Source organism: Bradyrhizobium sp. Mp19 (assembly GCF_029952935.1).
Classification (GTDB): domain Bacteria; phylum Pseudomonadota; class Alphaproteobacteria; order Rhizobiales; family Xanthobacteraceae; genus Bradyrhizobium; species Bradyrhizobium elkanii.
Genome location: NZ_JASAUT010000022.1, coordinates 60,325 through 83,953, shown reverse-complemented (window position 1 = coordinate 83,953; position 23,629 = coordinate 60,325). Strand labels below are relative to the sequence as shown.

At 64.8% G+C, this 23,629-nt stretch carries 22 protein-coding genes and 1 tRNA gene; 8 read left to right on the top strand and 15 right to left on the bottom strand.

What is annotated here, in order from left to right; genetic code table 11:
- Positions 1 to 72 precede the first annotated feature (72 nt).
- Positions 73 to 498, top strand: a complete 426-nt coding sequence (locus QJT82_RS23490) for an Hsp20 family protein (protein WP_028341717.1) — start codon at positions 73 to 75, stop codon at positions 496 to 498.
- A 50-nt stretch (positions 499 to 548) separates the two neighbouring features.
- Entirely contained in the window at positions 549 to 818 is a 270-nt protein-coding gene (locus QJT82_RS23485) for a DUF1150 domain-containing protein (protein ID WP_016843536.1), read from the top strand.
- A 79-nt stretch (positions 819 to 897) separates the two neighbouring features.
- Here QJT82_RS23485 and QJT82_RS23480 read toward each other — a convergent pair whose 3' ends face one another.
- From QJT82_RS23480 to QJT82_RS23465, 4 genes are all read right to left on the bottom strand, one after another.
- A complete protein-coding gene (locus tag QJT82_RS23480) occupies positions 898 to 1,245 on the bottom strand; it encodes a DUF6665 family protein (RefSeq protein ID WP_028341718.1) in 348 nt (115 codons plus the stop codon).
- 107 nt (positions 1,246 to 1,352) lie between these two features.
- Positions 1,353 to 2,885, bottom strand: coding sequence for an AMP-binding protein (locus QJT82_RS23475; RefSeq protein WP_028341719.1), 1,533 nt, complete (start codon positions 2,883 to 2,885; stop codon positions 1,353 to 1,355).
- A 123-nt stretch (positions 2,886 to 3,008) separates the two neighbouring features.
- Positions 3,009 to 4,139 carry a DUF5938 domain-containing protein gene (locus QJT82_RS23470; RefSeq protein ID WP_028341720.1) on the bottom strand — a complete coding sequence of 377 codons (1,131 nt, stop codon included), beginning with the start codon at positions 4,137 to 4,139 and terminating at the stop codon, positions 3,009 to 3,011.
- 36 nt (positions 4,140 to 4,175) lie between these two features.
- Positions 4,176 to 4,979 carry an SDR family oxidoreductase gene (locus tag QJT82_RS23465; protein ID WP_028341721.1) on the bottom strand — a complete coding sequence of 268 codons (804 nt, stop codon included), beginning with the start codon at positions 4,977 to 4,979 and terminating at the stop codon, positions 4,176 to 4,178.
- Between the two features lie 335 nt (positions 4,980 to 5,314).
- Between QJT82_RS23465 and QJT82_RS23460 the strand changes: the two genes are divergently transcribed.
- A complete protein-coding gene (locus tag QJT82_RS23460; RefSeq protein WP_051002754.1) occupies positions 5,315 to 5,953 on the top strand; it encodes a TetR/AcrR family transcriptional regulator in 639 nt (212 codons plus the stop codon).
- 225 nt (positions 5,954 to 6,178) lie between these two features.
- Here the strand turns inward: QJT82_RS23460 and ptsN are convergent, their stop codons facing one another.
- The 8 genes from ptsN to QJT82_RS23420 form a co-directional block, all read right to left on the bottom strand.
- A complete protein-coding gene (gene ptsN, locus QJT82_RS23455; protein ID WP_016843543.1) occupies positions 6,179 to 6,640 on the bottom strand; it encodes a PTS IIA-like nitrogen regulatory protein PtsN in 462 nt (153 codons plus the stop codon).
- Between the two features lie 231 nt (positions 6,641 to 6,871).
- Positions 6,872 to 7,471, bottom strand: a complete 600-nt coding sequence (gene raiA, locus QJT82_RS23450; RefSeq protein WP_028337939.1) for a ribosome-associated translation inhibitor RaiA — start codon at positions 7,469 to 7,471, stop codon at positions 6,872 to 6,874.
- Positions 7,472 to 7,651: 180 nt separating this feature from the next.
- On the bottom strand, positions 7,652 to 9,307 hold the full coding sequence (rpoN, locus tag QJT82_RS23445) for an RNA polymerase factor sigma-54 (protein ID WP_028341723.1): 1,656 nt from the start codon (positions 9,305 to 9,307) through the stop codon (positions 7,652 to 7,654).
- 90 nt (positions 9,308 to 9,397) lie between these two features.
- Positions 9,398 to 10,378 (bottom strand): LPS export ABC transporter ATP-binding protein, encoded by a 981-nt coding sequence (gene lptB, locus QJT82_RS23440; RefSeq protein WP_028341724.1) that lies wholly within the window; start codon positions 10,376 to 10,378, stop codon positions 9,398 to 9,400.
- A 341-nt stretch (positions 10,379 to 10,719) separates the two neighbouring features.
- Positions 10,720 to 11,418 (bottom strand): LptA/OstA family protein, encoded by a 699-nt coding sequence (locus QJT82_RS23435; RefSeq protein ID WP_080686797.1) that lies wholly within the window; start codon positions 11,416 to 11,418, stop codon positions 10,720 to 10,722.
- Positions 11,419 to 11,447: 29 nt separating this feature from the next.
- Complete coding sequence (gene lptC / locus QJT82_RS23430; protein ID WP_028341726.1) at positions 11,448 to 12,179, bottom strand: LPS export ABC transporter periplasmic protein LptC; 732 nt, start codon at positions 12,177 to 12,179, stop codon at positions 11,448 to 11,450.
- Between the two features lie 154 nt (positions 12,180 to 12,333).
- On the bottom strand, positions 12,334 to 12,948 hold the full coding sequence (locus QJT82_RS23425) for a ribonuclease D (RefSeq protein WP_028341727.1): 615 nt from the start codon (positions 12,946 to 12,948) through the stop codon (positions 12,334 to 12,336).
- 229 nt (positions 12,949 to 13,177) lie between these two features.
- On the bottom strand, positions 13,178 to 15,961 hold the full coding sequence (locus tag QJT82_RS23420) for an autotransporter outer membrane beta-barrel domain-containing protein (RefSeq protein ID WP_051447941.1): 2,784 nt from the start codon (positions 15,959 to 15,961) through the stop codon (positions 13,178 to 13,180).
- A 452-nt stretch (positions 15,962 to 16,413) separates the two neighbouring features.
- Here QJT82_RS23420 and QJT82_RS23415 point away from each other — a divergent pair, with 452 nt between their 5' ends.
- Positions 16,414 to 17,682 carry an MFS transporter gene (locus tag QJT82_RS23415; protein ID WP_028341728.1) on the top strand — a complete coding sequence of 423 codons (1,269 nt, stop codon included), beginning with the start codon at positions 16,414 to 16,416 and terminating at the stop codon, positions 17,680 to 17,682.
- 159 nt (positions 17,683 to 17,841) lie between these two features.
- On the opposite strand, the gene QJT82_RS23410 is transcribed toward QJT82_RS23415, so the two are convergent.
- Together QJT82_RS23410 and QJT82_RS23405 are read right to left on the bottom strand one after the other, a co-directional pair.
- Positions 17,842 to 18,111, bottom strand: coding sequence for a hypothetical protein (locus QJT82_RS23410; RefSeq protein ID WP_035631882.1), 270 nt, complete (start codon positions 18,109 to 18,111; stop codon positions 17,842 to 17,844).
- Positions 18,112 to 18,404: 293 nt separating this feature from the next.
- Positions 18,405 to 18,491, bottom strand: a tRNA-Leu gene (locus QJT82_RS23405).
- Between the two features lie 146 nt (positions 18,492 to 18,637).
- Here QJT82_RS23405 and QJT82_RS23400 point away from each other — a divergent pair.
- Positions 18,638 to 19,606: a complex I NDUFA9 subunit family protein gene (locus QJT82_RS23400; protein WP_028341729.1), complete on the top strand. Its 969-nt coding sequence runs from the start codon at positions 18,638 to 18,640 to the stop codon at positions 19,604 to 19,606.
- A 151-nt stretch (positions 19,607 to 19,757) separates the two neighbouring features.
- On the opposite strand, the gene QJT82_RS23395 is transcribed toward QJT82_RS23400, so the two are convergent.
- On the bottom strand, positions 19,758 to 20,564 hold the full coding sequence (locus QJT82_RS23395) for an undecaprenyl-diphosphate phosphatase (protein WP_028341730.1): 807 nt from the start codon (positions 20,562 to 20,564) through the stop codon (positions 19,758 to 19,760).
- 263 nt (positions 20,565 to 20,827) lie between these two features.
- Here QJT82_RS23395 and QJT82_RS23390 point away from each other — a divergent pair, with 263 nt between their 5' ends.
- The 3 genes from QJT82_RS23390 (at position 20,828) to QJT82_RS23380 (ending at position 23,595) form a co-directional block, all read left to right on the top strand.
- Positions 20,828 to 21,520 carry a glutathione S-transferase family protein gene (locus tag QJT82_RS23390; protein WP_028341731.1) on the top strand — a complete coding sequence of 231 codons (693 nt, stop codon included), beginning with the start codon at positions 20,828 to 20,830 and terminating at the stop codon, positions 21,518 to 21,520.
- Complete coding sequence (queG, locus tag QJT82_RS23385; protein WP_051447942.1) at positions 21,469 to 22,692, top strand: tRNA epoxyqueuosine(34) reductase QueG; 1,224 nt, start codon at positions 21,469 to 21,471, stop codon at positions 22,690 to 22,692. The genes QJT82_RS23390 and queG overlap by 52 nt, the downstream gene beginning before the upstream one ends.
- 105 nt (positions 22,693 to 22,797) lie before the next feature.
- Positions 22,798 to 23,595: an acyl-CoA thioesterase domain-containing protein gene (locus QJT82_RS23380; protein WP_028341732.1), complete on the top strand. Its 798-nt coding sequence runs from the start codon at positions 22,798 to 22,800 to the stop codon at positions 23,593 to 23,595.
- The last annotated feature ends 34 nt before the right edge of the window (positions 23,596 to 23,629 follow it).

Below are 23,629 nucleotides of genomic sequence, written 5' to 3'. Positions count from 1 at the left end.
GAGGCCAGACGGCCCACCGGTTGCATGGGGCGCCGCAAGGGCCCCTCAAAGTCGCTTCGAGAGGACTTTGTAATGTCTCGTGTTCCATCGTTGTCCAGTCCGTTCCTTCTGGGATTCGACGAGATCGAGCGTGCGCTCGATCGCGTCGTGAAGGGCGCCGACGGCTATCCTCCGTACAACATCGAGCGGTGCGACCGTACCAACGGGCAGCCTGAACGGCTGCGCATCACGCTAGCGGTGGCGGGCTTCACCCGTGACCAACTCGATGTAACTATTGAGGAAAATCAGCTCGTCATCCGCGGCCGCCAGCAGGACGACAAGGCTCGGCAATACATCCATCGCGGCATCGCCGCGCGCCACTTCCAGCGCACCTTCGTGCTGGCGGAGGGGATGCAGGTGCTGGGCGCGGATCTGAAGAACGGGTTGTTGTCGATTGACCTAGCCAGGCCGGAACCTGAACGGGTCATTAAGACAATCGCTATCAGTGAGCACGAATAATAGAAACAACGAGCGGACTCGACCGCTTATCTGACTGAGGAGTCGAGACCATGAGTGAACTGAGTACCACCACCATCGAATCCGAGAGCGTCACGCCGGAAGCGCTGGCCCATCTGGGTGAAGGTCATATCGCCTATGTGAAGCAGGTCCGCTCCGAGGACGTGCCAGATCTCTTTCCGCAGGCGCCGAAGATCGCGCCGGGCCTCAAACTGTTCGCACTGCACGCCGCCGACGGCACGCCGATCATGCTGACCGACAGCCGCGAAGCCGCAGTCGCGAACGCATGGAGCAACGAGTTGCAGGCCGTCAGCGTCCACTGACGCAAATCTACGGCTGAATTCAGCATCCGCGAATTCAATGCGCGGGCCTGCCTCGTCACCGAGGCGGCCCGCGCATTTTTTATGGCGATGTGGTCGACGTGGCGAGCAGCGGGCCCATGCTGAGCTGCACCTCGCCGGGCACGTTGTAGTCGCGCATCAGCATGCGGTTGTTGCGCAGCCCGCAGGCCTCCCGCTGCACCACGAACATCCAGAGCACATGGCCGGCCTCCCGCACCAGGAGGCGCCGTGCTTGTTGTGTGGACGTCGATACTTCATCGCGCGGATGGGCGGCATCGAACTCGCGCAGCCTGGCGAGCGCCTGTTCCAGCGCGCGGCCCATGCGGCCGAGCGCACTCGCCCTCTCCTCGGCGAGCTCGTAAGCGAGAACGTCGACGGGAACGCGATCAAGGCGAAAATCGCGGGACATCAGTCATCCCTTGGTTCGCGCACGCAATGTTGCGCGCGTCCGTCTTCCGGCGTCATCGGCTGGTTGTCAATACACGTTCGGGACAAAGCACTTTCGAGCGAAGTGGATCAGAACCGTTGCACCAGCCGCGCGCGGATGTCCGGCTTCAGCACCTTGCCGACCTTGGAACGCGGAAGATCGTCCCAGACCTCGATCTGCTTCGGCGTCTTGATGCTGCCGATCTGCTGCTTGACGAAGGCGGCGAGCGCTGACGCATCGACGGTGTGGCCGGCGCGCGGCTGCACCACGGCGACGATCCGCTCGCCCCATTTGTCGTCGGGCAATCCGATGACGGCGCAATCCTGCACCGCCTCGTGGGCACGCAACGCGTTCTCGACCTCGATCGAGCACACGTTGAAGCCGCCGGTGATGATCATGTCCTTGGCGCGATCGACGATGTACAGGTAGCCGTCGCCGTCGACGTAGCCGATATCGCCGGTGTGGTGCCAGCCATGCGCCGAAGCCTCGCGCGTGGCCTCCGGGTTCTTGTAGTAGCCTTCCATGACCAGCGAGCCGCGCACCACGATCTCGCCGCGCGATCCCGCCGGCAACAGCTTGCCGTCGCCATCCATGACGCCGGCCTGCACCAGCGGGCCGATCCGCCCGGCCGACGAGAGTCGCTCCATCGCGATGGTGCCGTCCGGATTGTAGTGATCGGCGGGCGGCATCATCGAGATCATCATCGGCGCCTCGGTCTGGCCGAACAGCTGCGCCATCGGCCCGATCCGCTTCAGGGCTTCGGCGAGCCGCGTCGCCGAGATCGGTGCCGCGCCGTACCAGAAACATTGCAGCGAGCTGCGATCGGCCGCATCGAGTCCGGGATGATCGAGCAGCATGTAGATCACGGTCGGCGGCAGGAAGGTGTGGGTGACGCGATAACGCTCGATCAGCGCCAGGAACTCGCCGATGTCAGGGTGGTGCATGATCACGACGCGGCCGCCCAGCGTCATGATCGGAAAACAGAGCACGCCGGCGGCATGCGTCAGCGGCGCCAGCGCGAGATAAATCGGGCGGCCCTTGAACGGGTAACCCATCAGGGTCAGCGCGGTCATCGCCTCGATGTTGCGTCCCGACAGCATCACGCCCTTCGGCTTGCCGGTGGTGCCGCCGGTGCCCGGGATCATCGCGAGATCGTCGATCGTGGCGCGCTGATAGACTTCATCGGCGAGCCCGCCGAGCCAGCGCTCGAACGACGGCGCGAATGGCAACTCGGCGTCGAGACAGACCAGCGCGCGCAGCTTGGGCAGGTCCTGCCGGACCGCCTCGACCATCGGCGCAAAGCTCGAATGAAACAACAGCAGGCTGCAGTCGAACTGGTCGAGAATGAACTTGTTCTCGGCCGCCTCGTTACGCGGATTGATCGGGCACCACACAGCAGCCGCACGCGAGATGCCGAACACGCAGGCGAAAGCAAGCGGATCGTTGCCGGACAGGATCGCGACCTTCTCGCCGGGAGCGATGCCTGACTGCTCGAGCCCGCGCGCGATCCGGTAGCTCAGCCGCTGCACGTCGCCGTAACTGAGGTTTCGCCCGTCCATGGTGAGACACGGCGCGTCGGCGCCGAGCGAGGTACCCTTGTCGAGATAATCGATGAAGCGCATGACAGGTCTCGCGCAAGAGGCGGGTGACGCGCTACGCGTCACCCGCGGGAGGAGCGTTTTCGAGCAAGACGAAAACGCTTCAGGGAGCGGAGTGTTGAGCCCCGATCCGAGCGGGGCTCAAGCTCAATCATGCACGGTCAGGACCGGCTTGCCGACCAGCCCAAAACTGCGCAATTGCCCGAGCAGCTCGCGATGGCCGAACGCCTGGCAGCCGGAGGCGAAACCCACCCGCTTGGGCGGCTGCTGCAGCAGGTGCGCGGCAGCATAGGCCTGCAGCATGCCGGTTTGCTTGTAGTTGCTGTTGCCGTAGATGACGCAGTGCGCGCGCCCCAGCGGGCCGGAAGCATACACCGAATCCAGCGACTTGTTGACGCGCGGATTCTCGCGCGGCGGCATGGTGTTCATCACGCCGGCAGCGGTCTGCGCCAGCGCGGCGTAGCGCTCGTCGGGCTTCATGTCCTTGGTCGCCTCCAGCGCGGCGGCGACGATCTGCGGCACGCCCAGCATGAGCGCACGATTGAACACGCCGCCCAGCACCTTCACGTTGGCGACGCGCGGATCCTGCTTGAACCACACCGGGTGCGAGGTGCCGCCCCAGGGCAGCGCCAGCGCCAGCTCGTGCTGGCCGGGGATGGCGAGGTTGTAGAGGCCGGCATCGGGCTGATGCTCGACGTACTTGTTCTGCTCCAGGTAGTACGCCTTGGCCATCGCGGCGTTGACCAGGATGGTCTGCGTCGAGGCGATGGTCGGGCTCCCGCCCCAGAACACGGCGATATCGAGCGTGTCGAGGCCGGGCGTCTCAAGGCACAGCTGCGCGGCAATCTCGCCGGTGGTGTACATCTGCGCGATGCCCGGCGCCAGCAACAGGCCGGCATTGGCGAATTTCGTACCAAACTCGTGCTCGAGCGTGATCAGCCAGTCCTGCTCGCCGGTCGTGTCGGTGTAGTGGCACCTGGCAGCCAGGCAGGCCTGCACCACCTCGCCGCCGAACTTGGCGAAGGGGCCCACGGTGTTGAGCACCACCGAGGCGCCCTTGAACAATTCAGTCAGCGCGGCCACGGTGTGCGGCACCGACACGACCTCGTAGTCGGCGGTCTCGATGCCGGCCACGTTCGACTTCATCGCGGCGTCGAGCTTCTCGGCGCTGCGGCCGGCGGCGATGAAGGGAATGTTGTACTCGCGCAGATATTCGCAGACCAGCCGGCCGGTATAGCCGGAAGCGCCATAGACGATGACGGGCTTCTTCTCGCTCATTGCGATCCTCCGAAATGCTTATTGTCGGCGTTGTTGCTACATGCCCATGCCGCCATCGACGGGCAGGCCGATGCCGGTGATGAAGCGCGCATCGTTCGAGCACAGGAACACGGCGGCGTCGGCGATGTCGGAGACCTCCGCGAGCTTGCCGAGCGGCGTCTGCTCCACCACCGAACCGACCGCGGCGTTGACGTCGGGCGCGAGACCGATCTTCACGATGTCATTAGCGAGCTGCAGACCCATGTCGGTCGGGATCAGGCCGGGATAGATGCAGTTGACGCGCACGCCGTAGCCGAGCTTGCCGGCTTCCATCGCGCCGACGCGCGTCATGCGGTCGACCGCGGATTTGGTGCCGGAATAGACCGCGATGCTCGGAAACGCGATCGTCGCCGCCACCGAAGCGATGTTGACGACCGCGCCGCCCTTGCCCGCGGCGCCGCCCGGCCGCATCGCGCGGAAGGCGTGCTTCATGCCGAGCACGGTGCCGACGATGTTGACGTCGCACATGCGGCGCGCGTCCTCGGCCTTGATGTCGGCAACCAGCGAGGTGATCTCGATGCCGGCATTGTTGATCAGGATGTCGAAGCCGCCGAGGGTTTCGACCGTCGCTGCGGCGGCCCGTTCCCATTGCCCATCGTCAGTGACGTCGAGCTTGACGAAGCCGGTCTTCACCCCGGCCTTGGCGATCTCGGCGGCGCTGGCCTTGCCGGTGTCGTCGAGAATATCGCCGATCATGACCGCGGCGCCGGACCGCGCCAATGCCTGCGCGATCGCCGCGCCAATCCCCCGGGCGCCGCCGGTGACCAGGGCTTTCCTGCCTTCAAGGCTCTTCCCACTCATCACTTAGTCCTCCCTTTGCTTGGTGATTTGATCGGCGTGCCGTTGGCCGCGGCAGCATGGGACGGCGGTCTGCGCATTCTGGGTGCACTGGTGGTGGCGGCCGGCGTCAGCGGGGCGCAGCGTTGGCGCGCCCGGCGGTGCATCTCCTCCTATTTCTCGATTGGTCAGCCGTCTTGACGGTTGTCCAAATTATTGCGCCAACCCTCATCCAGAAACTTGACACTTGTCAAGTCTGAATTTGACAAGTGTCAAAGAGGATGATTGTGAAGAGATGGAGCGCGCCGCGGTCGCCGCGGTATAGTTGCTCGAGGGAAGAAGCAGAGGGAAGGCACGGAATGGCGCGGCAAGCGACAGGGGCGGCCCAACGCGTGGCTGTGGCGGCCGAGGCGTTGCGCGACGAGAAGTTCAACGCGCGGCGCGTCGAGCTCGCAGAGGCCGCGCTGGAAACGCTTGGCGAACTCGGCTTCGCGCGCACCAGCCTGCGCGAGATCGCGCAGAACTCCGCATTCACGCACGGCGTGTTTCACTACTACTTCAGCGACAAGCTCGACCTGATCTGCTGCTGCGTCCGTCACTACAAGGCGAAATGCGTGACGCGCTATGACGAGGTGGTGACGACAGCACGCAGCCGCGACGAATTGACCGAAGGCTTCCTCGCCAAGCTCGCGGCCACGCTCGAGAACGAAGCGCGCATGCATCGGCTCTGGTACGATCTGCGCTCGCAGGCGATGTTCGAGCCGGCGTTCCGCAAGGACGTGCTCGAGATCGACAAGAGCCTGGAAGCGATGATCTGGCGTATCGCCACGCGCTACGCCGAGCTCGGCAACAAGCGGCCGGCATCGTCGCCGGCGGCGCTTTATGCGCTGTTCGACGGCCTGTTCCAGAGCGCGCTGCTCCGGCATCTCGCCAATGACGAGAAGGCCGTGCCCGATCTGCTCGACGAGGTCCGCCGTCTGCTGCCGACGATCTGTTGAGAGAATCGCGAAGTGCAGCTTCGTAGCCCGGATGGAGCTTCGTAGCCCGGATGAAGCGCAGCGAAATCCGGGATTCGCGCCAGTTGCGAGATTTCCCCGGATTGCGTTTCGCTCCATCCGGGCAACGGAGATTGAAACGATCGCGCATTGATGTGCGCCACCGCGTGGCGCGCAGTCTATGTCTTGGTGACAGTTGCGCGAAGACGAATTCGCGAATTCGGATGATTAAGCCGCGCTCGCCGGCGGCAGCGCGAGCACGGAGTAGATCGCCTGCGCATCGCGCGAGGCACGCAGCTTCTTGGCGACGTCCTGGTCGCGCAGCAGGCGGGCGATCCGCGCCAGCGCCTTGAGATGGTCGGCGCCGGCGCCTTCCGGTGCCAGCAGCAGGAAGATCAGGTCGACCGGCTGTCCGTCCATCGCCTCGAAATCGATCGGGCGCTCGAGGCGGGCGAAGAAGCCGAACAGCTTCTCCAGCTTGGGCAGCTTGCCGTGCGGAATGGCGACGCCATAGCCGACCGCCGTGGTGCCGAGCTTCTCGCGCTGCAGCAGCACCTCGAAGATGGCGCGCTCATTCTGCCCGGTCAGAGCGGAGGCACGCGCAGCGAGTTCCTGCAGCGCCTGCTTCTTGCTGATGACTTTCAAAGCCGGGAGAATCGCCTCGGGTGCGACCAGATCGGTAATCGGCATTGGGACGTTCCGAGGTGAATGACCGTCAGGTTGCGAAATAGGCTTTACAGCGGCGGCGTCAAGAAGATGAGGTGGGATGCGGGCTTAGCCCGGGTCCGGTTGGCAGGGCTTCTACTCCAACGTATCGGCGGTGCCAACACCTGCGAACCCTGTTCCGCCCCCCTTGTTCCTGGAGGCGGCGGACCATAAGCAGGGCTGGCTTCGGACGTCAATGCCATCTGCCAACTATCCTCAAGGGCTCACCGCCGGCGGATCGACCCAGCCGACATTGCCATCCGTACGGCGGTAAATGATGTTCAACCGGCCGCTGCCGCCATGCTGGAACACCAGGCAGGAGGCGCCGGTCAGATCGAGCTCCATCACGGCTTCGCTGACCGACAGCCGCTTCAACGCGGTGGTTGCCTCGGCAATGATCACCGGGCTGTATTCGGTGACCTCGTCCTCGTTCTCGGGCGCCTCGATGACGTAGCTCGGCGCGTCGAGCCCGACGCCGTTCAATTCGGCAAGCGCGGCAGTCGCGGCGTAGGTCTTGCGGGCGGAACGATCCTTGAGCCGGCTCTTGTAGCGGCGCAGACGCTTCTCGATCATCAAGAGCGCGGCGTCGGCGCTGGCATAGGCGTCGGTGGCATTGGATTCGGCTTCCAGCGTAATGCCGGAATCCAGATGCAGCGCGCAATCGGTTCGGAAGCCGAAGCCATCCTTGCTCAGCGTGATGTGACCCGAATAGTTGCCATCAAAATACTTTCGCAGGACCTCGTCGGTGCGCTCGCTGACGCGCGCGCGAAGCGCCTCGCCGATGCTGATGCTCTTTCCCGAGATTCGAAGGGTCATTTGATGCCTCAATTGCTGGATGCCTCGATCACTCTTGCAGGAGCATGATGCTTGCTTCCGGTTACCTCCCTTTCTGGACGACGCTCGACCTGGAAAGATTGAGACTATCCCGATTTGGCGCGAACGCAACGAGCGCATGGCCCGCTCCGTACCCGGATGGGGTCACGCTCAAGAAGTAACCTAAACGGGGGCTGTATCGCGCGACCGGTCGGACGAGGAGGCAGGGGCCGAAAGGGCATTACCGAGCATGCTCTGTTTGTCACGGCGGCGCTGCACCGAGGATGGTATCCGCATCGCCTCGCGGTACTTCGCAACGGTGCGGCGGGCGATATCAATGCCCGAGGCGCGCAAACGTTCCACGATCGTGTCGTCGGACAGGATTGCCGACGGCGCCTCGCCGTCGATCAATTGCTTGATGTGGTGACGCACCGCCTCGGCCGAATGCGCCTCGCCGCCGTCGGCCGACGCGATCGAGGCGGTGAAAAAATACTTCAATTCAAAACTGCCGCGATTGGTCGCCATGTATTTGTTGGCGGTGACGCGCGACACCGTCGATTCATGCATCTGGATCGCGTCCGCGACCGCCTTCAGATTGAGCGGCCGCAAATGCGCGACGCCATAAGTGAAGAAGCCATCCTGCTGGCGGACGATTTCGGTCGCGACCTTCAGGATGGTGCGGGCGCGCTGATCGAGCGCGCGGACCAGCCAGGTCGCGTTCTGCAGGCAGTCGGTGAAGTACGACTTGTCACCGTCCTTGCGGATCGTCTTCGACAGCTCAGCGTAATAGGTCTGGTTGACCAGAACGCGCGGCAGAGTGTCGCTGTTGAGTTCGACGTGCCAGCCGCCGTCGGGACCCGGACGCACATAGACGTCGGGCACCATCGTTTGCGTCCGCGCAGTGCCGAACTTCAGCCCGGGCTTCGGATCGAGCCGGCGGATCTCGGCGATCATGTCGGTGATGTCTTCGTCGTCGACGCCGCAGAGCTTTCGCAAGGCCGCGATGTCGCGCTTGGCGAGCAGGTCGAGATGCTCGACCAGTGCCTGCATCGCCGGATCGTAGCGATCGAGCTCGCGCAGCTGGATCGCGAGGCATTCGCTCAGGTTTCGCGCGCACACGCCCGGCGGATCGAATTTCTGCAGCACGGCGACGACATCGTCGACCGCTTGCTGCGACGCACCGAGCCGCTCGGCGGCCTGGCCGAGATCGGCCGGCAGGTAGCCGGCGTCGTCGACCAGGTCGATCAGATACTGCCCGATCATGCGCTGCGCCGGCGCCGAGAACGCCACCGCGAGTTGTTCGGCGAGGTGGTCGGCAAGCGTCAGCTCGGCCGCCACGAAAGCTTCGAGATTGTACTCGTCGTCGCTGGAGGCGCCGCCGCCCCATTCGGTGTAGACCGATGGCGGTGCATCCTGTGCGGCGCGCGCCGCCGCTTCCGCCGGCTCCTCGGAAAACACGTTGTCGAGGCGGGTATCGAGCGTTTGCTCGATCTCGGCGCGGCTGCCGAGGTCGCGGTTCAGCCATTCCTCCTGGCCGGGCTCGAAGGCGGCCTCGCCGCCTGGGCCGGCGGCCATGTCGGAAACGTCGCCATCGTCCCCATAGCTGCCGGAACCGTCGGAATCGCCGTAGTCCGGCCGCTCCATGGCCGGCTCGCCCGCCACCGGCGGCTCCGGCCCGTCGGCGGCCCGCTCCAGCAGCGGATTGCGCTCCAGCTCTTCCTCGACAAAGGCCGACAGGTCCAGGTTCGACAGTTGCAGCAGCTTGATCGCCTGCATCAGCTGCGGCGTCATCACCAGCGACTGCGACTGGCGGAACTCTAGTCTTTGGGTCAGCGCCATGGAGGCAAGAACGATCCTAAAAGTTGGCTCGATTCTTGCTTATATTAGTCCGAAGCCCTTGTACACGGCTTGACGGATCGGAAAATAGCGCTAGAGGCGGAATTCCTCGCCAAGGTAAAGCCGGCGTACATCGGGATCATTAACGATCTCCTCCGGGCTTCCCTCAGTCAAGATTTCACCGGCATAGACGATATAGGCGCGATCGGTCAGGCCGAGCGTCTCGCGGACATTGTGGTCGGTGATGAGCACGCCGATGCCGCGGTTGGTGAGATGGCGGACGAGGTCCTGGATGTCGCCGACCGCGATCGGGTCGATGCCGGCGAACGGCTCGTCGAGCAGCATGTAATTGGGGCGCGTCGCCAGCGCGCGCGCAATCTCGACGCGGCGGCGCTCGCCGCCGGACAGCGCGATCGACGGGCTCTTGCGCAACCGCGTGATGTTGAACTCGTCGAGCAGCGAATCCAGCTCGTGCTCGCGCTTCTTCTTCGAGGGCTCGACGACCTCGAGCACCGCGCGGATGTTCTGCTCGACCGACAGGCCGCGGAAGATCGAGGCTTCCTGAGGCAGGTAGCCGATGCCGAGGCGCGCGCGCTGATACATCGGCAGCTTGGTGACGTCGTGGCCATCGAGCTCGATGGCGCCGCGATCGGCCTTGATCAGCCCGGTGATCATGTAGAACACGGTGGTCTTGCCGGCGCCGTTGGGCCCGAGCAGGCCGACCGCTTCGCCACGCCGCACATAGATGCTAACGCCGCGCACGACCTGGCGGCTGCCAAAACTCTTTTCCACGCTATGCACAGCCAGATAGCCCGGCCGCTTGATCAGCTGCGGCGCGGCGGGCGCGCTGTTCCTGGCCGGCCTCGCACGCGCCGGTGCTGCTGCCGGTTGGGATCGCGGCAGCTCGACGCCGGGAGCCGACGCGGCGCGCGCCATCGGCGGCGCATCACGCACCGGAGACGTCAGCATCTCGCCGAACTGGTCGTCGAGCGCCGTGATGTCGTCATGCGAGCGCGCAAATCCGGTACTGCGTTTCGCAGAGCGCCGCCGGAACATGCCGAGAAAATCCACCATCCCCGCTTCGCTTCAGCCTTTCACGGTGATCCCGCGACCTTGCCTGCGCATCGATCGATTCGCATGCGACGCCGCAAGCATGAGCCGGAAATCTGAATACCGGCCTTCCCGCGCGACAAAAGCGGACGCGTTTGCGCGGAGATCATGCTCGAACAACACGGCAAAGCGCGATCACCCGCGCCTTGAATGAATGGATGCCCCTGTCCCGGCCAACATAATCCCCTCGAGGCGCATTGTTCGGCCGGGCCGCTGCAGTAGATACAGTCTCGCCCCGCCGGCTTCAACCTCGCGGCCGCAGAATATTATCTAACTGATTGATTCTGCTTGACCTTACGTGAGGCTTACTTGGACTTGCCGCCTGGAATCAGCTGCAGCGGCGACGGGGCCGGGGCTGAGCCGGGGGCGGCCGGCGTGCCGCACTTGCCGCTCTGTCCGCCCGGCGACTGGATGAACAGGCCCTGCACCTTGCCATTGTCGGCTTCGACGCGCGAGACACCGGTGGTCATGTCGACCAAAAGGCGGTCGCCGCGCAGCACATTCTGGCACTGGGTCAGCACCACCTGGCTGCCGCCGCCGCCGAGCATCGTGATCAAATTTGTCTTGGTGTCGAAGATCGCGGTCTCGCCGGTGACGACCTGGTCCTTCTGGGTCACGACAACATTGCCCTTGGCCTCCAGCCGCTTGATCGAGGAGGCGCCGCCGGGGCCCGGGGTTGCCGATTGCATCGGCGCGGCGCCCTTGGCGGCCGCCCCCTTGGTGCCGGTCGGGGCGGGCGCCGGCGCCTGGGTCGATTTATCCTCGTAGAACACGACCAGCGTCTTCGACGTCATGGTGGTGTCGCCCTGCACGACCTTCACGTTGCCGGCGAAGGTCGCCTCCTTTTTCTTGTCGCGCATTTCCAGCGAGGCAGCCTCGATCTGGATCGGCTGGTCGCGGTTCTGCGAGAAGCCCTGCATGGCGTTGGGCACGCCGCTCATCGAGCCCTGCGCGAACGCAGCACTCGCGGCGAAAAGCGCGAACAGGAACGCCGCAATTGCCATGCCGTGCGGAAAACGTCTCATCATCAAAATCATTTCGTGTTGGCGGACTTGCGTGGCTTCGGTGACGGCGGCGGCGGCGGTGGAGCGGGCTCAGCCGGCGGGGCGGCATTGTTGTCGCCGAGCTTGTCGAGATTCATCACGACATTGCCTTCGAACCGCACCAGCTCGCCGCTGTTGTAGATCCGGAGCCTGTCGGCGGTCAGCGTGCCGTCGAGCAGCTTGACGTCGACATGCTCGTCCGACGACACGTTGCCCTTGTTGATGTCGACGAAGGCCTGCGTCAGCCTGGCCTCATAGCCGGTGGACGACTGCAGGAAGATGTCCTGGCGCAGGTCGAGCAGCTGCTTCTTGTTGTCGAAGAAGCCGGTGCGCGCATCCATTGTCACTGTCGACTGATCCTGTTGCGCCACCTTGGCGCGGATCGTCTTCAGCTCGACATGGTCAGGATCGGTGACATCCTGGATCGCCGCCTTGGCCCACATTTCATAAGGCCGTCCGTCGTTGGAGAAGCCGGCGATATGCGGCGCTTCCATCGTGATCTTGGTGCCGGACACGACGAGGTTATCCATCTCGAGCGGCAGCTTGGGGATCAGGTCGTGGAACGGATTGAAGAGCGCGATGTAGATAACCACGGCCATCGCCAGCCCGACCATCGCGGGCACCGCGACGCGCAGTATCCGCACCATGCGGCTGTGCCGCGCGGCGGCGGCAAAGCGCGCCTCGAGGCCCGTGACATAGGCTGGATTCTGAACCGAATTCACCTGAGCTCCAGAGGCGCGAAACTGCCCCTATTCTAGCCGGAGCCGCCCAAATATGCAGCCCGGACCTCGCCTCGCGCCCCCGCACCGGACCACGCGTGAACAGTTTGGCCGAAACGGGGCGGAACTGCCCCCGCCGCGACGAATTCGGCGCGCATCATGAATGGGCGAAAATGTCCTCGGCCTCCCAGCCGTCGAGATCGAGCCTGGCGCGGGCGGGGAGGAAGTCGAAGCAGGCCTGGGCGAGATCTGTCCGTCCCTCGCGCGCGAGCATGACATTCAATCTGTCGCGCAGCGCATGCAGGTGCAGCACGTCGGAGGCGGCGTAGGCGAGCTGGGCCTCGCTGAGGCTTTGTGCACCCCAGTCGCTCGACTGCTGCTGCTTCGACAATTCGACGTTCAGCACCTCGCGCACCAGGTCCTTCAGGCCGTGGCGATCGGTGTAGGTGCGCGACAGGCGCGAGGCGATCTTGGTGCAATAGACCGGCGTCGGCATCACGCCGAACGTGTTGTAGAGCACCGCGACGTCGAACCGTGCGAAATGGAAGATCTTAGTGATGCCGGGATTGGCGAGCAGCGCCTTCAAGTTCGGCGAATCGGTGTGGCCCTTCGGAATCTGGATCACGTCGGCGGTGCCGTCGCCGTTCGACATCTGCACCACGCAGAGCCGGTCACGGTGCGGATGCAGCCCCATGGTCTCGGTGTCGATCGCCACCGAGTCGGTGTAGCGGGACAGATCGGGCAGGTCGCCGCGATGCAGGCGGATGGTCATGCTGTCAAAAACCTCGTCGAATCGCCGTCGGAATAAACTACCGTCCAATCCGCCGACAGGCGAGCATGCGCCAGTCTTCGGATCGCACTGGCATCGGGGCCGGTCAGGACCGGACACGAGCAGCGGGAATCCTTAATTGTTCCGGCACAGATAGTTCAGGGTGTACCGCCATTGTGCAGCGGAGACAATGGGTTGCTATCCCGCCGCGCGCCCCCACGCGGGCGCGCCATCACTGCCAGCTGACGCGCAGGCCGAAGCGGCCGGTGATGTCCTCGCGATGGAGGCTGTCCACCGAGGTCGTGTAGCCGGCGCTTGCATAGGCGCTGATCGTGCGATTGAGCTGCGCGGAGACGCCGGCACCGATCTCGACGGCGGTGCCGCGGCTTTGCACGCCGATCAGGTCCGTCGTCGCGAACGCGATGCTGCGGTCATTCGCGGCGGTGTGCCAGAGATTGGCCTCGAGATAGGGACGCAATTCGGCCGTGCCGACGACGAACGTTGCCGGAACGCGCACGCCGAGCCGCCCGGTCAGCGTATCGGCACTGCCGAGCGCGACGCTCGAGAACATGTCGTTGAAGCTGTCGAACGACTGGCGCTGCCAGATCAGCTGCGCCTGCGGCTCGATCGCGAGAAAGCTGTTCAGCGGGATCGGCGCGCCGGCCTCCAGCGATGCGGCGACGCCGGTGCCCGACACCCGCGCGCCGACCTGACGATCCGACTGCGGGCTTGCGCCGTAGAAGCTGCCCATCAGCACGGCGTCGACATACCAGCCCGACGGGCCGACATGGGTCCAGTAGCCGCCGATATTCTGGCTGTCGATCGAGAGCGTGCCGGTGCGGACGTCGTTCAGGCCGAGCGCGAAGCCGTTGATGGTGCCGCTGGCCCAGCCATACGCGTAGAAGAATCCGGCGCGATCATGATGCTCGGGCGCGGACTGGAAGCGCAGGATGTCGACGCCGACCTGCACGCCGGCCATGGTGCCGTCGAAGGCGGGGCTGACCGTGCCGGCCCAGCTCTGCGAGCTGTGCGAGCCGTAGGCACGCGCCCACGCCGCCGGCTGTTCGCCGCCGCTGGTCAGCAAGGCTTGATCGCCCTGGCGCTGATGGAAGGTGCCGAGCGTCGCCAGCCCGAGCTTTTGTGCCACCTGCGGCAGCGCCGAATAGACCGACACCTCTTCACGGTAGAGCTGGACCGGCGCGGCGCCTGCCGGCGGCGGCGTCAGCGACGATAGATCTTCCGCGGGCAGCCCCGGAGGCGGCGGCACCACGTTGGGCGATGAAGGCGGCGCCGGTGCAGGCGCAGCCGGGGGCGCAGGCGAGGCCGTGCCGGGCAACAATGCCGAGCGCAGATACCAGTTGTTGGCGCTGCCGGCGGAGACGCCGCCGCGGAACAGCAGATATTCATGCGCGCCCGCCACGACGGCGTTGGAGAGGCCGAATGCACCCGCAGCCGTGGTGCCGCCGTTGACCGCCTGCACCACCATGATGCCGTCGGCGGTGGTCAACGCGCCCGCGCCGCCGGCATTGGTGACGGTCACCGCGGTCGAGCCCGACGCATTGCCGCCGGAGATGACGAGCCGATCCGACGGCGAACCATCGCCACCGAGCACGGTGCGCAGATAGAGCCCGCCGCCATTGCCGACATAGTTGCCCGCGATCGTCAGGCTGTTCGCCGCAATGGCGCCGCCATTGGTCAGGTTGATGACACCGGCATTGGTGACGGTGATCGGCGGGCCGCCCGGAAACGGCGTGCTCGACGGATTGGCGCCGTTGCCTGCCAGCAGGCTGGTGCCGGCCGCAATCGACACATTGCCGGTCAGCGACGTCTGCAGCGTCAGCGAACCGCTGTTGACGAAGGTGTTGGCGAAGGTGCCGGTACCGGCCCAGGTCCAGTCATTGCCTTCCATCGTCAGCGTCTGGAATCGCGCGAACGCATTGTCGACCGTGCCGCTGCCTTGCAGCCGCACCTGGTTGCCGCCGCCGCCGCCGTCGGCAAGGCCGACGATCTGCGAGCCGGTTTGCAGGATCATCGTCACCGCGCCGCCGCCGCCCGCGAGCGCCGTGCCGCTGTTGCCGGCGATCAGGCCGGCATTGACGATGGTGGTGGCGCCGTTGAGCGTGCGGATCGCAGGTCCCGCCTGGCTGATGATCTTGCCGCCGGCGAGGTTCTCGATGCGGGCGGTGAACGACGATCCGGCGGTGTTGGAGAACACGCCGTCGGCATTGACGCCGCGCGCCTCGATCGTGCCGCTGTTGCGCAGGACGCCGGCATTGCCTTGCATGAACACGGTGTTGTTGGCGGTGCCGCCCGCGTCCCCACCGGTCGTCAGCAGCGTGCCGGTATTGGTGATGGTCGCAAACTGGCCGGCGGAGAAGATGGCACGGGCGCCTGCGCCGGCCGTGGTGATGGTGCCGCTATTGGTGAAGGTGTTGCTGTCGCCGGTCTGCACAAAAAGGCCGTGCGATTGCGGGCCCTGGGTGGTGATCGTCCCGGTATTGATCAGCGTGTTGTTGTTGTGCTGCGTGAGACCGGTGATGGCAAGGCCGCGCGAGGTGCCGTTCTGCGTCGTGATCGTGCCGTTGTTGATCAGCGTGTTGCCGTTGCTGCTGGCGGCGATCGCATTGCTGCCGGCGCCCGAGGTCGTGATCACGCCCGACGCGCCGTTGGTGAAGACATTGCCGTCGCCGCTGCCGAAGATGCCGGTGCCACCGCCGCTGATGGTCAGCGTGCCGTTGTTGGTGGCGGCGCTGCTGGAGACAAGGCCGATCGCGGTCGCTCCGGCGCCCGGCGTGATGCCGGCGCCCTGCAGCACGTTCACGGTGACGTTCGAGCTGCCGGCAACGGCCTGCACGCCGGTCGGCGAGGGATTCGGCGCTGCGGTCGAGCAGGTTACCGTCTGCCCGCTCGCTGGCGCGAGACTGTCGCAGGCCGCAAACGCCGGCGACGTGGACAACAGACAACCGCCACCCAAGGCCGTGCACGACAGGATCGCCGCGAGCCGCGAGGAAACCATGCCCCTACTCCACCGTCGGCGCGAAGCCGAGCCCCCGGCCTCGCCGCCATCTGCTACCCCCGCCCCGCTCTCAGCTCCGCTGATCCGCTCCGTTCAAGCTTGAAGCGATTTGCAGCGACCTGTTGCGCAGCCGCCACAGACGGAACCATTAGATGCATCGGTCTGATTCACACGCTTGACGTGCGTACTCTTCCAAGGTTGTGAAGTACAGCATTCACCCGTTGCAGTTATCGACCGACACAACCGGAAACAATCGCCATGGCGTCTCGGGCGCGCCGCTGCCCCCATTTTCTCGCCAAGTTCGACGTGGGCACGCGGCCAGGTCGGGGCCAAGTCATTGCCGCTACGCGTTCGATTTCGAGGGAACTGTTGCCCGCGTGCCCCATGAAATCCGGCCGCGCCCTCCCTATCTGTTGCCGGCCAGCACCGGCCTCCCCAATGAAACGAGCCTTATGTCCGACCAGACCATCGCTGCGCCGATCGACGACGACCAGCAGGAGCGTGGCTTCTCGCGTTACCAATCGTTCCTGATCGCGCTGCTCGCCTTCACGCAATTCACGCTGATCCTCGATTTCATCATCATGTCGCCGCTCGGCGCCATCCTGATGCCGTCGCTGAACATCACGGCCGGGCAATTCGGCGTCGCGGTCTCGGCCTACGCGTTCGCGGCCGGCATTTCCGGCGTCCTCGCCGCCGGCTTTGCCGATCGCTTCGACCGCAAGCGGCTGCTGCTGTTCTTCTATGTCGGCTTCATGCTCGGCACCGTGCTCTGCGCGCTGGCGCAGAATTTTCACGTGCTGCTGCTCGGCCGCATCGTCACCGGCGTTTTCGGCGGGGTGATCGGCTCCGTCGTGCTTGCCATCGTCACCGACCTGTTCCCGCTGCAACAGCGCGGCCGCGCGATGGGCGTCCTGCAGACGGCGTTCGCCGCGAGCCAGGTGCTCGGCGTCCCGGCCGGCCTGTTCCTGGCCAATCACTGGAACTGGCACATCTGCTTCGTGGCCATCGTCGGCCTGTCGATTGCCGCGATCGCGGCGATTGCGATCGCGATGCATCCGGTCGATGCCCATCTCAAATTGCAGCACGACAGCAATCCGTTCCGCCATCTGATCGCAACCGTGGGCCAGCCGCGCTACACGCTGGCCTTCCTGGTGACCACGCTGCTCGCGACCGGCGGCTTCATGCTGATGCCGTTCGGCAGCGCCTTCACCGTGCACAATCTCGGCATCGACATCGTCCACCTGCCGACGATCTATCTCGTCTCAGGCCTGTTCAGCATCATCATCGGGCCGCTGGTCGGCCGCGCCAGCGATGCGTTCGGCAAATATCCGACCTTCGCATTCGGCTGCGTGGTGACGGTGATCATGGTGCTGATCTACACCAATCTCGGCCACGTCTCGCTGCTGACCGCGATCGTGGTCAATGTGCTGATGTTCATCGGCATTTTCTCGCGCATGATCCCGTCCCAGGCGCTGATGTCGGCGATTCCCGACGCCAGCCAGCGCGGATCGTTCAGCGCGATCTCGGCATCCGTGCAGCAGCTGTCGGGCGGGCTGGGCTCGGTCTTTGCAGCCGCGATCGTCGCCGAAAATCCGGACGGCTCGCTGCTGCATTTCAACCGGATCGGCTATGTCGTGGTCGCGAGCACGATGATCTCGATGATCGCGATGTATTTCGTGCAGAAGCCGATCGCGCGGCGTGCGGGGCGGCAAATCGTGTGATCGTACCCGCCCGTCTCAGGTGTCGGAATGAAGATCGGGGACAGAGTCGAAGTCGTGGCGATTCCGGATGCGCTACCGGAAGACAGCTGACCTTGCCGGTCGCCGCGCGGCCGGACGACATGCCCAATGCGAAAGGCCGCCCGAGGCGGCCCTTCTGCATCATTTGACGTTTCCGATGTACCTGGGCCCTGTACGGGGGCCGCTAGCGGAGAAACCCGCGCTGTTCGGATTCATCGTCTGCGGAGCTGTCGAGGGACGGCTGTCAAAATAAGTATTGTTGGGCGGCTTGATGTTCTGATTCAAAGCGCCCCCTTGGATCGTCGGTCGCGGAACTTGCGCACCAACGCCTTGCGCAAGCACATCTGAAGCGGCGGTAACGCCGCCTGTCATCAAAACCGCCGCCCACACGACGATCTGCCTCTTCATCATGATGATCTATCTCCTTGAAATACATTCAAATCGACCACCGGCGAAGCCTACAACAGAGGCGCATTCTTCTCCAAGATCGCTCGAATGTCTGGCTGCCGCTCGAGCATGCATCGCGTGGACGGCAGAGGGGCTCGATGTCCCCTATTCGCCATCCGTTACCGCGCGATCGAGCGCCTTGATGTTCTATGCAAGCGCCCTTCGAGCCAGGATCATGCTGGAAGGCTTCGACGTAACGCTCACGGATGGCACACGGCACACCGAACGCGAGCGATTTCAATCGCTTAAAAAGGGGGTGGTGCCCAGGAAAGGACTCGAACCTTCACGGCCGTTAAGCCACTGGCACCTGAAGCCAGCGCGTCTACCAATTCCGCCACCTGGGCATGTGGAGCGGCTTAGTAAGGATCGGTTGCGCGCTTGTCAAATTCGCGATTGGAAATTCAAATACCCTGTACAGGATAAGGCCGATGGCGTATCGCCAGACGGTTAACCCACGTCAATCGCTCTCGAATCCCACAGGAATCACCCCATGGCATCGAACCTGGACACGCTCGTCACGGTCTTCGGCGGATCGGGTTTTCTGGGGCGGAACGTGGTCCGGGCGCTCTGCAAGCGCGATTACCGCGTCCGAGTCGCGGTGCGGCGGCCTGAACTGGCCGGCCATCTGCAGCCGCTCGGCCGTGTCGGGCAGATTCATGCCGTCCAGGCCAATGTGCGCTACCCGGCCTCGGTCGAGGCGGCGATGCGTGATTCGCATATCGCCATCAACCTGGTCGGCATCCTGGCCGAGGGCGGCGGGCAGAGCTTCAATGCCGTGCAGGTGAAGGGCGCCGAGAGCATCGCCAAGGCGGCGGCCGCTGCCGGCGGGCGGATGGTCCACGTCTCGGCGATCGGAGCCGACGCGGATTCGCCCTCGAGCTATTTCCGCGCCAAGGCGGAGGGCGAGGCGGCGGTGCTGGCGGCCTTGCCACAGGCCACCATCATGCGGCCGTCGCTGCTGTTCGGACCCGAGGATCAGTTCACCAACCGCTTTGCGGCGCTGGCGCGGATGTCACCGGTGCTGCCGCTGGTCGGCGGCGGGGTCAACACGGTGCAGCCGGCCTATGTCGGCGACGTCGCGGTCGCCGTGGCCAATGCCGTGGACGGCAAGGCGAAGCAGGGCGCGGCTTACGAGCTCGGCGGGCCGGAAGTGCTGACCATGCGCGAGGTGATGCAGATCATCCTCAAGATCACCCAGCGCGATCGCATGCTGGCGCCGCTGCCGTTCGGCCTCGCCAAGTTCCAGTCGTACTTCCTGCAGTTCGCACCGGGGCCGTTCACGCTGACGCCGGACCAGGTCGCGATGCTGCGTTCGGACAATGTGGTGTCCGACGCCGCCAAGGCCGCCGGCCTGACCTTCGCGGGCCTTGGCATCTCGCCGGATTCGATGGAAGCGATCGCCCCGCAATATCTCTGGCGCTTCCGCGCCACCGGCCAGTTCCAGAAGAAGAGCGCGTAGCTCCCCCAACTTGTCGTCCCGGCCAAGCGAAGCGCGAGCCGGAACCCATAACCAAGAATGTCCGATTTGTGCAGAGCTGTGGCCACAGATCTTCGGAACTGAAAGAGCTGTGGTTATGGGTCCCTGCTTTCGCAGGGACGACAGAGTGCCCTTACCGTCCCATCGCCAGCGCGATCAGGCCGAGCGTGCCGACGATCACACGCCACCAGGCGAAGAAGGTGAAGCCGCGGCGGGTGACGAAGTTGAGGAACGCCCGCACCACGATCATCGCCGTGATGAACGACACCACGAAGCCGACCGCGATGACGCTGAGATTGTCGGACGTGAAGTCGGCGCGGTTCTTGTAGAAATCATAGGCGAACGCGCCGACCATGGTCGGGATCGCGAGGAAGAACGAGAACTCCGCCGCCGAGCGCTTGTCGGCGCCGAGCAGCATCGCCGCCACGATGCTGGCGCCCGAGCGCGACACGCCGGGAATCATCGCCAGGCACTGCGCGACGCCGATCCAGAAATACATCAGCAGCGGGAAGCGGGTCGCATCGTCCTCGTACACTTTGAGATCGAGCTGATCGACCCACAGCAGCACGGCGCCGCCGACGATCAGCGTGAAGCAGACCACCCACGGATTGAACAGGAACTCCTTGATGTATTTGCCGGCGATCAGGCCGATCACGACGGCAGGCAGGAACGCCACCAGCACGCCGATGACGAAGCGGCGGTCGTCGGGATTGGTGAACATGCCGAGCGCGACGCGCCACAATTTGACGAAGTAGAGCGCGAGGATCGCGAGGATCGCGCCGAGCTGAATCAGGATCGCAAAGCTCTTCCAGAAATTGCCTTCGCCCAGATTGAAGAAGCGCTCCGCAAGCAGCAGGTGGCCTGTCGAGGAGACCGGCAGGAACTCCGTGACGCCCTCGATGATGCCGAGAATCACCGCCCGCAGCATATCCGTCATCATGTTGTGGCCTGCCCTGTGTGGAAAACGGGATTCTTCTCGCTTATTCGCACATTGGCCGCAATCGCAAAAAATCGTCAAACAATGGGTTACCCGGCCGATTTGCTGAGCTATAGCGTTTTTGTGACCCGCACCATCTGCGGGGATGGCTACCGGTTTGCGTGCTGACGCGACATAGAGACGACCGGAACTGGTCTGGCCAAGGCACAGGTCCAGGCCGCACAGGTTGATGATTTCTTAAGCGCCGCGAAACTACCAAGGGCTTCATGTATACGCTGTATCACCATCCCTTCTGTCCGCATTCGCGCTTCATTCGGCTCGTGCTCGGCGAGTATGGGCTCGATTTGCGCCTTGTGGAGGAACGGGTGTGGGAACGGCGCGAGGCGTTCCTGGCGCTCAATCCGGCGGCCACCACGCCGGTGCTGATCGCCGAGGGTTTTCCGCCGATCCCGGGCGCGCCTGTGATCGCCGAATATGTCGACGAGGCGCACGGCCTCGATGCCGGCGATCGGCGGCTGCTGCCGACATCGACGGCCGAGCGCGTCGAGGTGCGCCGGCTGATGGCTTGGTTCAACGAGAAATTCTTCGAGGAAGCCTCCAACCCGCTGGTGACCGAGCGGATCTACAAGCGCTTCATGAGCGAGGACAATGGCGGTGGTCCGCCGGCCCCCGACGTCATGCGCGCCGCCAAGGTCAATGTGCGCTATCATCTGAGCTATATCGGCTGGCTGGCGAAGACGCGGAACTATCTCGCCGGCGACCGCCTCACCTACGCGGATCTCGCCGCCGCGGCGCATCTCTCGGCGATCGATTATCTGGGCGACGTGCCATGGAGCGAGGACGACGCGGCAAAGTCGTGGTACGCGCGGGTGAAGTCCCGCCCGTCGTTCCGCCCGCTGCTCAGCGAATGGCTGGCGGGGGTGCCGGCGTCGCGCACCTATGTGGACCTCGACTTCTGAACCCGGCGGTCAGGCTCTCCCCTTCCGATCTCAAGGCCGCGCTTCAGCGCGAGGCGCATGCGCTCGGCTTCGATGCCATCGGCTTCACCGCGCCTGACGCGACCAGCGAGGCCGGAAAATATTTTCTCGAATTCCTCGGCTCCGGCGGCCATGGCGACATGGACTGGCTCGCCGCCAATCCGGAGCGGCGCGCCGATCCGCGCGTGCTGTGGGGCGGCGTGCGCTCGATCATCATGCTCGGCGTCAATTACGGGCCCAACGACGACCCGCTCGACATCCTCGCGCGCCGGTCGCATGGCGCGATCTCGGTCTATGCGCAGGGCGACGACTATCACGACGTGATCAAGAAACGGCTGAAGATCCTGGCGCGCTGGCTCGCCACCATCACCGGCGACGAGGTGAAGGTGTTCGTCGACACCGCCGCGGTCATGGAGAAGCCGCTCGCCCAGGCAGCCGGCATCGGCTGGCAGGGCAAGCACACCAATCTCGTGTCGCGCGAATTCGGCTCGTGGCTGTTTCTCGGGGCGATCTATTCGGCGACCGAGCTGCCTCGCGATGATGCCGCGGCCGATCATTGCGGCAGCTGCCGCGCCTGCCAGGACATCTGCCCGACCGCGGCGTTCCCCGCGCCCTACAAGCTCGATGCGCGGCGCTGCATCTCGTATCTGACGATCGAGAACAAGGGTCCGATCCCGCACGAATTCCGCAAGAGCATCGGCAACCGCATCTATGGCTGCGACGATTGCCTCGCGGTGTGTCCATGGAACAAGTTCGCGCAAGCAGGGCGCGAGCAGAAGCTCGCCGCGCGCGATGGTTTGCGCGCGCCTGAACTCGGCGAGTTGGCGCGGCTCTATGATGCCGCCTTCCGCGCGCTGTTCACGAAGTCGCCGGTCAAGCGCATCGGCCGCGACCGCTTCATCCGCAATGTGCTGATCGCGATCGGCAACTCCGGCGATGCAAGCCTTGCCTGTGACGCACGGCGCTTGCTCGACGACGCTAGCCCGCTGGTGCGCGGCGCCGCGGTGTGGGCGCTGTCGCAGCTGATCACCCGCGATGCGTTCGCGGCGCTGGCGTCGCGGGCCGGCGGCGAGCCCGACGTCACCGTACAGCAGGAGTGGCGCACGGCTCTGTCCCCTCATCCTGAGGAGCGCGCAGCGCGTCTCGAAGGATGAGGCCACAGACCGGGCCTCATGGTTCGAGACGCCGCTACGCGGCTCCTCACCACGAGGGTGAAGAGTCTTGATTTCATCGCGCCATTCCCGTCATGGTCGCGCGCCATGAAAAACCAGCCCTTCTTCACCAGGCACGGCGACGGCTTCATGCCGACGGCCGTTGCGAACGGACCGTGGAGTCCGGAATCCCTGCACGGCCGCGTCGTGATCGGCCTGCTCGCCTTCGTCATCGAGGAGCGCCACGGCTCCGACGATTTCGTCCCCGCGCGGCTGACGGTCGACATGTTCCGGCTGCCCAACATCACGACGCCGATCGAGGTGACGACCAAGCTTGTGCGCGACGGCATGCGCATCAAAATGATCGAGGCCGAGTTTGTCTCCGGCGGCACCAGCATGGCGCGCGCCTCCTGCCAATTGTTGCGCCGGGCGGAAAATGCCCCCGGCAATGTGTGGTCGCCGCCGAACTGGAACGTGCTCGCGCCGGCGGAGATTCCGAAGCCGACCGATCCGAGGCTCGGCATGAACGGCAAATGGGAGACGCGGCCGATCGTCGGCCATATGGGTTCGCTCGGCGAGCGCCGGCTCTGGATGAGCGAAGTGCGCGAGCTCGTTGACGGCGTGAGGATGACGCCGTTCGTCCATGTCGCAACCGGCGCGGATTTCGCCAGCCCCTTTGCGAACGCCGGCGACCAGGGCCTCGGCTACATCAACAGCGACGTCACGATCTATCTGCATCGTTTGCCGGTGACCAACTGGATCGGCTTCGAGGTCGTCAACCACCACGCCACGGACGGCATCGCGATCGGCGAATGCTGGCTCTATGACGAGAAGGGCCCGATCGGCACCTCCACCGTGGCGGCGCTCGCCCAGCGCAAGCCGATGACCAATCCGCCGCCGCCGTAATTCTCCGCCGTCATTCCGGGGCATCGCGCAGCGA

Excerpts from the sequence above, each read along its gene's own strand:
- QJT82_RS23490 (WP_028341717.1), top strand. The coding sequence starts at position 73 with ATGTCTCGTGTTCCATCGTTGTCCAGTCCGTTCCTTCTGGGATTCGAC.
- QJT82_RS23485 (WP_016843536.1), top strand. The coding sequence starts at position 549 with ATGAGTGAACTGAGTACCACCACCATCGAATCCGAGAGCGTCACGCCG.
- QJT82_RS23480 (WP_028341718.1), bottom strand. The coding sequence starts at position 1,245 with ATGTCCCGCGATTTTCGCCTTGATCGCGTTCCCGTCGACGTTCTCGCT.
- QJT82_RS23475 (WP_028341719.1), bottom strand. The coding sequence starts at position 2,885 with ATGCGCTTCATCGATTATCTCGACAAGGGTACCTCGCTCGGCGCCGAC.
- QJT82_RS23470 (WP_028341720.1), bottom strand. The coding sequence starts at position 4,139 with ATGAGCGAGAAGAAGCCCGTCATCGTCTATGGCGCTTCCGGCTATACC.
- QJT82_RS23465 (WP_028341721.1), bottom strand. The coding sequence starts at position 4,979 with ATGAGTGGGAAGAGCCTTGAAGGCAGGAAAGCCCTGGTCACCGGCGGC.
- QJT82_RS23460 (WP_051002754.1), top strand. The coding sequence starts at position 5,315 with ATGGCGCGGCAAGCGACAGGGGCGGCCCAACGCGTGGCTGTGGCGGCC.
- ptsN (WP_016843543.1), bottom strand. The coding sequence starts at position 6,640 with ATGCCGATTACCGATCTGGTCGCACCCGAGGCGATTCTCCCGGCTTTG.
- raiA (WP_028337939.1), bottom strand. The coding sequence starts at position 7,471 with ATGACCCTTCGAATCTCGGGAAAGAGCATCAGCATCGGCGAGGCGCTT.
- rpoN (WP_028341723.1), bottom strand. The coding sequence starts at position 9,307 with ATGGCGCTGACCCAAAGACTAGAGTTCCGCCAGTCGCAGTCGCTGGTG.
- lptB (WP_028341724.1), bottom strand. The coding sequence starts at position 10,378 with ATGGTGGATTTTCTCGGCATGTTCCGGCGGCGCTCTGCGAAACGCAGT.
- QJT82_RS23435 (WP_080686797.1), bottom strand. The coding sequence starts at position 11,418 with ATGGCAATTGCGGCGTTCCTGTTCGCGCTTTTCGCCGCGAGTGCTGCG.
- QJT82_RS23425 (WP_028341727.1), bottom strand. The coding sequence starts at position 12,948 with ATGACCATCCGCCTGCATCGCGGCGACCTGCCCGATCTGTCCCGCTAC.
- QJT82_RS23420 (WP_051447941.1), bottom strand. The coding sequence starts at position 15,961 with ATGGTTTCCTCGCGGCTCGCGGCGATCCTGTCGTGCACGGCCTTGGGT.
- QJT82_RS23415 (WP_028341728.1), top strand. The coding sequence starts at position 16,414 with ATGTCCGACCAGACCATCGCTGCGCCGATCGACGACGACCAGCAGGAG.
- QJT82_RS23410 (WP_035631882.1), bottom strand. The coding sequence starts at position 18,111 with ATGATGAAGAGGCAGATCGTCGTGTGGGCGGCGGTTTTGATGACAGGC.
- QJT82_RS23400 (WP_028341729.1), top strand. The coding sequence starts at position 18,638 with ATGGCATCGAACCTGGACACGCTCGTCACGGTCTTCGGCGGATCGGGT.
- QJT82_RS23395 (WP_028341730.1), bottom strand. The coding sequence starts at position 20,564 with ATGATGACGGATATGCTGCGGGCGGTGATTCTCGGCATCATCGAGGGC.
- QJT82_RS23390 (WP_028341731.1), top strand. The coding sequence starts at position 20,828 with ATGTATACGCTGTATCACCATCCCTTCTGTCCGCATTCGCGCTTCATT.
- queG (WP_051447942.1), top strand. The coding sequence starts at position 21,469 with ATGGCTGGCGGGGGTGCCGGCGTCGCGCACCTATGTGGACCTCGACTT.
- QJT82_RS23380 (WP_028341732.1), top strand. The coding sequence starts at position 22,798 with ATGAAAAACCAGCCCTTCTTCACCAGGCACGGCGACGGCTTCATGCCG.